At 69.5% G+C, this 9,756-nt stretch carries 4 protein-coding genes; 1 reads left to right on the forward strand and 3 read right to left on the reverse strand.

Going from position 1 to position 9,756, the window contains the following annotated elements:
- Positions 1 to 31: 31 nt before the first annotated feature.
- The 3 genes from VLK31_RS16580 to VLK31_RS16590 form a co-directional block, all read right to left on the reverse strand.
- Entirely contained in the window at positions 32 to 853 is an 822-nt protein-coding gene (locus VLK31_RS16580; protein WP_409169511.1) for a basic amino acid ABC transporter substrate-binding protein, read from the reverse strand.
- A 124-nt stretch (positions 854 to 977) separates the two neighbouring features.
- A complete protein-coding gene (locus VLK31_RS16585; protein ID WP_409169512.1) occupies positions 978 to 3,758 on the reverse strand; it encodes a circularly permuted type 2 ATP-grasp protein in 2,781 nt (926 codons plus the stop codon).
- A 63-nt stretch (positions 3,759 to 3,821) separates the two neighbouring features.
- A complete protein-coding gene (locus tag VLK31_RS16590) occupies positions 3,822 to 7,355 on the reverse strand; it encodes a DUF2126 domain-containing protein (RefSeq protein ID WP_409169513.1) in 3,534 nt (1,177 codons plus the stop codon).
- A 141-nt stretch (positions 7,356 to 7,496) separates the two neighbouring features.
- On the opposite strand from VLK31_RS16590, the gene VLK31_RS16595 reads away from it, so the two are divergent.
- Positions 7,497 to 9,755, forward strand: coding sequence for a DNA internalization-related competence protein ComEC/Rec2 (locus VLK31_RS16595; protein WP_409169514.1), 2,259 nt, complete (start codon positions 7,497 to 7,499; stop codon positions 9,753 to 9,755).
- Position 9,756: the final 1 nt, after the last annotated feature.

The following is a 9,756-nucleotide window of genomic DNA, read 5'->3' on the forward strand; positions in this document are numbered from 1 at the left end:
GGCGTGGCGTGTCTTGCGTGGGCTGCCTGGGTTACTTGGGCGCGGTGCCGAAGTGCGAGGCGTAGATCTTCTCGTAGGTGCCGTCGGTGCGAATGGCCTCCAGGCCCTGGTTGACCTTGTCCAGCAGCGCGGCATTGCCGCGCTTCGCCGCAATGCCGTACTTCTCGACCGGAAAGCCCGCGTCGCTCACGGTCTTGAAGCCGCCGCCGGGGTTGTTGGCCAGGTAGTGCACCACCACGCCGTTGTCGGCCACCACGGCCTGCACGCCGCCGGCTTCCAACTCCTTCAGCGCGAGCGGCGTGGACTCGAAGCGCTTGATGGCGGTGCTCGACTTGCCCAGCAGCTTGCCGACCACCTCGTCGCCGGTGGTGCCGTTCTGCACGCCCACCTTCAGCGTCTTCAGGTCTTCGAATTTGGCGACGGGCGAATCGGCCTTCACGGCAATGAGCTGCCTGGCGTCGAAATACGGCTGCGAGAAGTCCATGGTCTGGCGGCGCTCGTCGGTGATGGTGATGGCCGACACCAGCAGATCGCGGTCGCCCTGGTCGAGCGCATTGAAGATGCCCTCCCACGGCGTGTTGACGAACTTCACTTCGATGCCGGCCTTTTGCGCCACCGCCTTGAGCACGTCGATGTCGAAACCCACGATGTCGCCCTTGTCGTTCTGCGACTCGAAGGGCGTGTAGGCCGCGTCGGTGCCGACCACGAGCACGCGGGCGGGCGCAGCAGGTGGTGCCGCGCCGGAGGCTGCTGGCGTGGCGCCTTCCTGTTTGCCGCAGCCACTGAGGGCAAGCGCAACGAAGAGCCCTGCGGCGGCCAGTGCAAAGCGTTGTTGGATGTTGGTGCAGAGCATCAAATGTCTCCTGGTTCCATTCGTGAAATGCCGCGGAACCGGCTTGGCCGGGCCGCAGGCGTTGCCCCCGGCGAGGGGGAGTGCGAAGCGACACGAAGTGCGCGAAGCATGGGGGAGAGCCAATTCAAGCTCCGACGGAGCGCAGCGATTCGGATGTCAGCGTGAAGTAGCGTGTGCCGATGGCGTCGGACACATGGTAGGCGGCCGTTTCGCAGCCCGCGAGCAGCGCCAGCAGGGCCGGGTAGTCGGCGTCTGGTCCCGCGGCGCAGAGGTGCTCCAGCGTCCAGCTGGCCGGGTCGGGCAGCTCGTAGGACAGCGCGGTGAGCTTGCCCGGCGCGCTGCCGGCCAACCGCGCAATGCGCCCGCGCAAGGTCTGCGTGACCCAGGCGAGCGAGCGCGGGTTCTCGGCGTCGAGCACCAGCAGGTCGACCAGCGTTGCGACGTCGCGGCGCTGCTGATAGCGCGCATGGAAGGTGATGGTGCTGTCGAACAGCGCCACCATGGCCTCGAAGCCGCTGACCTCGTGCACGGCGCCGTTCTCGAAACCGGCTTCCAGCGCGTTCGACAGAAAGCCCAGGCGCTCGATGTGGCGGCCGATGGACAGCAGCCGCCAGGCGTCGTCGCGCGACATGCGGTCGGTTTGCGCGCCCGTCATGGCGGCCAGCGCGGTGCTGGCGGATTCGAGCGCGCGCAGCGAGGCGCTGGTGGCAAAGCTGCCTTCGCCGGCCTGCTCGGCGGCGCGGCGCAAAAACTCGGCCTCTGCGCGCACGATCTGGTTCCAGTTGTCCTGCGACAGGCGCTCGCGCACGGCGGCCGCGGCCTGGCGGATGCACATGAGGCTGTAGCCCACGCTGCCGCCGCGGTCCACGTCGCCCAGCTCGGCAATCAGCGCGCGTTCGAACACGCGGCGCGACTGCGGGGCGCTCGGCACTTCGGCCGGCACCAGCGCATTTCGCAGCGCCATGCGGTGCAGCCACTCGAGCAGCGGGCGCGAAGACTGGTCTTCGCCGCCCAGCAGGTTGAGCGTGAGGCGCGCCAGGCGCACCGCGTTCTCGGCACGCTCGGTGTAGCGGCCGAGCCAGAACATGTTTTCCGCGGCGCGGCTGGTGACCGGGGCGCGGTGCCGCGCCAGCGAGGCCGGCGTGGCGTGCGGCTGCAGCAGCGTGGTGCGGTCGACCTCGCCGTGCGTCTGCACCCACACGTCGGCACTGCTGCCGCCGCGCTGCATGGAGGCAATTTGCGCATCGGGCCCCGCGAGCCGGGCCAGGCCGCCGGGCAGCACGCGCCACGACTGCGCGCCGTCGCTCACCGCGAACACGCGCAGCAGCATGGCGCGCGGCGCGATGTGGCCCGGGCCCATGTCGTTGGCCCAGGTGGGCATCTGCGAGAGCGGCAGGTAGCCCTGCACGGTGTGCACGTCGCCTTCGCGCACGATGCGCCCGGCCCATTCGTCGAGCTCGCGCCGGCCCAGCTGGCTGCCGAGCACGGCGTCGAAGCTCACGCGGCCGTCCACGCCGGGGTAGGTGGGCTTGATGGCGCAGTCGCCGAGCTGCGGCAGCACCGACTCCAGTGCGGCGCGCTCGCCGCACCACCAGGTGGGCAGCGCGGGCAGCTTGAGCTTTTCGCCGATCAGGCGGCGCGCCAGCCCGGGCAAGAAGCCTAGCAGCGCGGGCGATTCAAGGAAGGCCGAGCCCGGCATGTTGGCCACCAGCACGTTGCCGGCGCGAATGGCCTGCAGCAGGCCGGGCACGCCGAGCGTGGAGTCGGGCCGCAGCTCCAGCGGGTCCAGAAACTGGTCGTCCAGCCGCTTGATGAGGCCGTGCACCGGGCGCAGGCCCTGCAGGGTCTTGAGGTACAGCCGCTGGTCGCGCACGGTGAGGTCGTTGCCCTCGACCAGCGTCACGCCCAGGTAGCGCGCCAGGTAGGCGTGCTCGAAGTAGGTTTCGTTGTACGGGCCGGGCGTGAGCAGGGCGATGTGCGGCGGCACGCCGGCCGGGCACATGCGCTGCAGCCCTTCCATCATGGCGCTGTAGGTGGCGGCCAGGCGCTGCACGTGCAGCGCCTCGAAGGCTTGCGGAAACTGCCGTGTGATGGCCAGGCGGTTCTCCAGCAGGTAGCCCAGGCCCGAGGGCGCCTGGGTGCGCTGCGAGACCACCCACCAGTTGCCGTCGGGGCCGCGCGCCAGGTCGAAGGCCGCGATGTGCAGCCAGGTGTCGCCCGGCGGCTTCACGCCGTGCAGCGCGCGCAGGTAGCCGGGGTGGCCGCGCACCAGCGCCGGCGGAATCAGGCCTTCGGCCAGCAACTGCTGCGGGCCGTAGACGTCGGCCATCACGCGGTCGAGCACGCGCACGCGCTGCAGCACGCCAGCCTCGATCTGGCTCCAGCTCTCGGGCGAAACGATCAGCGGAAACAGGTCGAGCGACCAGGGCCGCTGCGGGCCGTTGGCGTCGGCGTAGACGTTGTAGGTAACGCCGTTGTCGCGGATCTGGCGCTCCAGGCTGACCGCGCGCCGCGGCAGGTCGTTGAAGCCGCCGGGACCGAGCTGGTCGAAGAAGGCGTTCCAGGCCGGCGTGAGCGCAGGCGTTTCGCCGGACGGGCCCTGCTGCTGGGACTGCGATTGGGATTGGGAGGACTGAGACTGAGATTGCGACTGGGAAGACTGCGATTGCGATTGCGACAGCGGCGGTGCCGGCATGGCCGGCCGCTGCGCCGCGGTGTCGTACAGCAGCGGGGCCGCGGGGGCGGGCGCCGCCCCCGGCGCCGGCCGCACGGGCACCGCCGCGGTGGCTTGCCCACGCAGCTCATCGAAATGGCCGGGCAACGCGGCCGGGGCGAGCGCTGACGCCAGGGCCGCTGGAAAGTCCAGGGCCTGGGCGTCGAACAGAGATTCGTTGAGGGGTTCCACAGGAGGGGGATTGTCACACCGCCGTCACGGGGTGTCCGTGACGGCCGTGTGCTGAAGCGCCCCTCAGCGGCGCAAGTCCAGCGTGAACGGGAACTCGCGGCTGCCCGGCAGCTCGATGGTGGCCGGCGGCGTGCGCATGAGGCCGGGGGTGTGGCCCATGCGCGTGAAGCGCGAATGGCGCCGGCTTTCGGCCTCGTACGCGTTCACCGGGAAGGTGTCGTAATTGCGCCCGCCCGGGTGGGCGACGAAGTACTGACAGCCGCCCAGCGAGCGCTTCATCCAGGTGTCGACCAGGTCGAAGGTCAGCGGCGCGTGGGCGCCGATGCTCGGGTGCAGCGCCGACGGCGGGTTCCAGGCCTTGTAGCGCACACCGGCCACAAATTCGCCCGTGACGCCCGTGGGCTGCAGCGGCAGCACCTTGCCGTTGACGGTGATGACGTGGCGGCTTTCGTTCAGGCCGGTCACGCGCACCTCGATGCGCTCGAGCGAAGAGTCCACATAGCGCACCGTGCCGCCGGCCGAGCCTTCTTCGCCCATCACATGCCAGGGCTCCAGCGCGTTGCGCAGCGACAGCTCCACGCCCATGGCCTGCATCTGGCCCACCAGCGGGAAGCGGAACTCCAGGTGCGGCGCAAACCAGTCGGGGTCGAACGCAAAGCCGGCCTGGCGCATTTCGCTGATGACGTCGTCGAAGTCCATCTTCACGAAGGTCGGCAGCAGAAAGCGGTCGTGCAGCTCGGTGCCCCAGCGTGTGACGGGCGCCTTGTAGGGCTCGTCCCAGAAGCGGGCCACCAGCGCGCGAATCAGCAGCTGCTGCGCAATGCTCATGCGCGCATGCGGCGGCATTTCGAAGGCGCGCAGTTCCAGCAGGCCCAGCCGGCCGGTGCTCGAATCAGGCGAATACAGCTTGTCGATGCAGAACTCGCTGCGGTGCGTGTTGCCCGACACGTCGATCAGGATGTTGCGCAGCGTGCGGTCGACCAGCCATGCGGGCATGTTCTGGCCATAGATCTCGCGGTTGCGCGCGATTTCCTTCAGGGCAATTTCCAGCTCGTAGACCTGGTCGTTGCGCGCTTCGTCCACACGCGGCGCCTGGCTGGTCGGGCCGATGAACATGCCCGAGAACAGATAGCTCAGCGAAGGGTGGTTGTGCCAGTACAGCAGCAGGCTGGCCAGCAGCTCGGGCCGGCGCAGGAACGGGCTGTCCGCGGGCGTGGCGCCGCCCATCACAAAGTGGTTGCCCCCGCCGGTGCCGGTGTGGCGGCCGTCGGTCATGAACTTTTCGGCAGACAGGCGGGTTTCGAATGCGGCGTTGTAGAGGAACTCGGTGTGCGCGACCAGTTCCTTCCAGTTGTGGGCCGGATGGATGTTGACTTCGATCACGCCCGGGTCGGGCGTGACGGCCAGCATCTTCAGGCGCGGGTCGCGCGGTGGCGGGTAGCCCTCCATCACGATGCGCATGCCCAGATCGCGCGCGGTGGCTTCGACGGCCGCGACCAGGTCGAGGTAGTCCTCCAGGCGGGCCAGCGGCGGCATGAAGATGTAGAGCACGCCCGAGGCGCTGCCCTTTTTCTCGGCCGCCGGGCCGTTGGCACGGCGCGGGTCGCGCACTTCGACGCACAGCGCGGTGCGCGTGACCCAGGGCGCCGACTCGCCGCGCAATGGCTGGCGGGCGGCGGCGTTGGATGTGTCGCCTTCACCTGCGCCTGTGCCCTTGCCGTCATTGAGCGCGGCTGCAGCTGCATCGCCATCGCCCGGCGCCTGCATGCGCACCGAGGCCGCTACGACGGGTGGCGTGCCGAAGGCATAGGGCACGGCGCCACGGTCGCCGCCAGTGGCGCCAGCCGAGACGTCCACGTTGTAGCGCGCGCTGTAGTCGGCCGAGCTGGGCAACGTGCCGCGCGGCGCGGTCGGGTCGCGTTCGATCAGGTAGGGGTAGTCGCCCTTGCTGGCCCACGGTTGCGAGTCGAGCGGCAGGCGGTAGCCCATGGGCGAGTCGCCCGGAATCAGGTAGAGCCGGTCGTCGCGCAGGAACCACGGGCCGGTCTTCCAGCCGGGGCCTTCGAGCGCGGGGGCGTCGCCGTCGGCATTGCCCGGCTCCAGCGGCAGCATGTAGCCGATGACGGCGTCGAGCTTTTGCGTGAACACGCGGCGCAGGCGCACGCGTTCGAGCTCGTCGTCCAGCTTGGAGTCGAAGGGGTCGACGTTCACCGGCAGGCGGCGTTCGCGCCAGAGGTAGTAGAAGGTGTCTTCGTAGCCCGGCTGCACATAGCGCTCGGTCAGGCCGAGCTTGTGCGACAGCACGGTGGTGAAGCGGCGCGCGTCTTCGCTGGTGTAGTGCGTGGGAACGCGCTCGTCGGCAAACAGCTCTGGGTCGTGCCACAGCGTCTGGCCGTCGGCGCGCCAGAAGATCGACAGCGCCCAGCGCGGCAGTTGCTCGCCCGGGTACCACTTGCCCTGGCCGAAATGCAGGAAGCCGCCGTTGCCGTATTCGGCCCGCAGCTTCTGCACCAGCTCGGTGGCGTAGCCGCGCTTGGTGGGGCCGAGGGCGTCGGTGTTCCATTCGGCCGCGTCGCGGTCGCTGGTGGCCACGTAGGTCGGCTCGCCACCCATGGTGAGGCGCACATCGCCGGCCTTCAGGCGCGCATCGACCGCGTCGCCCAGGGCCAGCACTTCGGCCCATTGCTCTTCGGTGTAGGGCTTGGTGACGCGCGGCGATTCGTAGATGCGCGTGACCTTCATCTCGTGGCCGAACTCGACCTCGGATTCGTCGACCCCGCCCTCGATGGGCGCGGCGCTGGAAGGCGATGGCGTGCAGGCCAGCGGAATGTGGCCTTCACCGGCCATCAGGCCCGAGGTGGCGTCCAGGCCGATCCAGCCGGCGCCCGGCAAAAACACCTCGCACCAGGCGTGCAGGTCGGTGAAGTCGACCGTGGTGCCGCTGGGGCCGTCCAGCGACTTCACGTCGGGCGTGAGCTGAATCAGGTAGCCCGAGACAAAGCGCGCGGCCAGGCCCATGTGGCGCAGCAGCTGCACCAGCAGCCAGCCCGAGTCGCGGCACGAGCCGCTGCCGCTGGTGAGCGTTTCTTCCGGCGTCTGCACGCCGGGCTCCATGCGAATGAGGTAGTTGACGTCCTGCTGCACCTGCTGGTTGATGCCCACCAGAAAGTCGATGGTGCGCTGTTCCTTGCGGTCGACCTTCTCCAGGTAGGCCTCCAGCAGCGGCGTGACCGGGTCGGCCACGAGGTAGGGCGCCAGCTCTTCGGCCTGCGAGGCCGTGTACTTGAACGGAAAGTTCTCGGCCTGCGGCTCGAGGAAGAAGTCGAAGGGGTTGTAGACCGCCATCTCGACGACCAGGTCGACCGTGACCTTGAACTCGCGCGTTTTTTCGGGGAACACAAGCCGCGCCTGGTAGTTGGCGAACGGGTCCTGCATCCAGTTGACGAAGTGCTCGGCGGGCTCGACCGTCAGCGAGTACGAGATGACGTTGCTGCGGCAATGCGGCGCGGGGCGCAAGCGAACGACCTGAGGGCCCAGCTGCACCAGGCGGTCGTATTTGTAGTGGGTGACGTGGTGAAGAGCGGCGTGAATAGACATGCGTTTTTGTGTGCAGTACTGACAGATTGCATCGAAAAGATGTCTCTGGTGAGACGCATACTAGCCCAGATGCAAAGCAATTAACGCGCCACTGAGCGTGACTTTGGGAGGGTTTGCATCATGGGTAAGGGGGGCTTTGGGGTGACGCCGTTTCGCACGGCGAGCGGTGCTGTTGGCGCTTTTGCCGCACTGGGCGGCTCGGTGCTGGGCGCGGCGTTGCAGCTGCAGCAACCGGCGCTGTGGCCGGGGTGGTACTACGGCGCATTGCTGTTCTCGGCCATGGCCGGTGTGCTGGCGCGGCGCCTGCCCGCGCGGGTGTTCGTGGCCGTGGCGTTCGTGTGTGGCGCCATGGCCGGTGCCGGCAATGCGGGATGGCGCGCCGCGGCCTACGCCCAAGGCGCGCTGAATCCTGCCCTCGAAGGGCGTGACCTGCAGGTGACAGGTGTCGTCGCCGAAATGCCACAGCGCAACGAGGCTGGAACACGGTTCCGTTTGAACGTCGAATCCGCGCGCTGGGCAGGTGCCGCCGACAACGCCGTTGAACGCGCCCCGGTCGTGCCCGAGCAGATCGCGCTGGGCTGGTACGCCGAAGACCTTGCCCAGGCGCCGCATGCCGGCGAACGCTGGCGCTTCACGACGCGGCTGCGCGCGCCGCATGGCCAGCTCAACCCGCACGGCTTCGACAGCGAGCTGTGGATGTGGGCGCAAGGCCTGCACGCCAGCGGCTCCGTGGGAACCGGCGCACGCGACAGCCCGCCGACCTTGTTGGCCACCACTTGGCACCACCCCGTCGAACGCGCCCGCGAGGCGGTGCGCGACGCCGTGTTCGAGCGTGTGCCCGACCGCGCCCAGGCGGGCGTGATGGCCGCGTTGATCACCGGCGACCAGGGCGCCATCGACCGCGCCGGCTGGGACGTGTTTCGCGCCACTGGCGTGGCCCACCTGATGTCGATCTCCGGGCTTCACGTGACCATGTTCGCGTGGCTTGCCGCGCACCTCGTCGGCCTGCTCTGGCGGCGCAGCACGCGGCTCATGCTGCGCGTGCCGGCACAGCGCGCGGCGCTGGTCGGCGGCGTGGGGCTGGCCGCGCTCTATGCGCTGTTCAGCGGCTGGGGCGTGCCATCGCAGCGCACGGTCTGGATGCTGGCGACCGTCGCGTTGCTGCGCCTTTCGGGCCGGCGCTGGCCGTGGCCGCATGTGTGGCTGCTGACCGCGGCCGTGGTGGTGGCGGCCGATCCGTGGGCGTTGATGCAGGCGGGTTTCTGGCTGAGCTTTGTGGCGGTCGGCGTGCTGTTTGCGACCGACGCGGCCGCGCCGGGCGACACCCGGCCAGGCGCCGCCCGTCGGCTGTGGCAGTTCTTTCGCGAGCAATGGGTCATCACGCTGGCGATCACGCCGCTCGGGCTGCTGCTGTTCCAGCAGGTGTCGCTGGTCGGCCTGGTGGCCAATGCGGTGGCCATTCCGTGGGTCACGCTGGTCATCACGCCGCTGGCGATGCTGGGCGTGGCCGTGGCGCCCTTGTGGGACCTGGGCGCCCACGCCGTGCGGCTGCTGGCGCTGCTTCTGCAATGGCTGGCCGGCCTGCCCTACGCCACGGTGTCGATGGCGGCGCCGCCCGTGTGGATGGCTGCGGCCGGCGTCGCGGGCGGCGCCCTGCTGGTCATGCGGCTGCCGTGGACGCTGCGCGCCCTCGGCCTGCCGCTGCTGCTGCCCGTGCTCTTGTGGCAGGCGCCCCGACCCGCGGCGGGCGAATTCGAATTGCTGGCGGCCGACATCGGCCAGGGCAACGCGGTGCTGGTGCGCACCGCCACGCACAGCCTGCTGTACGACGCCGGGCCGCGCTACAGCCTGGAGAGCGACGCCGGCCACCGGGTGCTGGTGCCGCTGCTGCGCGCCCAGGGCGAGCGGCTCGACATGCTGGTGCTGAGCCACCGCGACACCGACCACACCGGCGGCGCGGCGGCCGTGCTCGCGATGCAGCCGCAGGCCGCGCTGCTGAGCTCCATCGAGGCCACGCACCCGCTGCAGGCCCTGCGCGCGGCGCGCCGCTGCGAAGCAGGGCAGCGCTGGACCTGGGACGGCGTGGTTTTCGAGGTGCTGCATCCGTTCGAGTCGGACTACCGCAGCTTCACCAAGCCGAATGCCGTGTCGTGCGTGCTGCGCATCGGCAATGGCCGCGCCACGGCATTGCTGGCCGGCGACATCGAGCGGCTGCAGGAGGCCGCGCTGGTCGCGCGCACGCCGGAGCTGCTGCGCGCCGACGTGCTGCTGGCACCGCACCACGGCAGCAAGGTTGAGTATTCATGCGGCCTGCAGCCTGACGTGCGGGATTCGTGCGGGTTTTCTGTGAACGAAGGCCCGAATTTCAGATCGCAACCACAGCCTATTTCGGGGCGTTGAG

The sequence above is a fragment of the Variovorax sp. H27-G14 genome, assembly GCF_046156345.1.
Lineage (GTDB): Bacteria > Pseudomonadota > Gammaproteobacteria > Burkholderiales > Burkholderiaceae_C > Variovorax.

Coding starts and splice junctions, on each gene's coding strand:
- VLK31_RS16580 (WP_409169511.1), bottom strand. CDS start 853: ATGCTCTGCACCAACATCCAACAACGCTTTGCACTGGCCGCCGCAGGG.
- VLK31_RS16590 (WP_409169513.1), bottom strand. CDS start 7,355: ATGTCTATTCACGCCGCTCTTCACCACGTCACCCACTACAAATACGAC.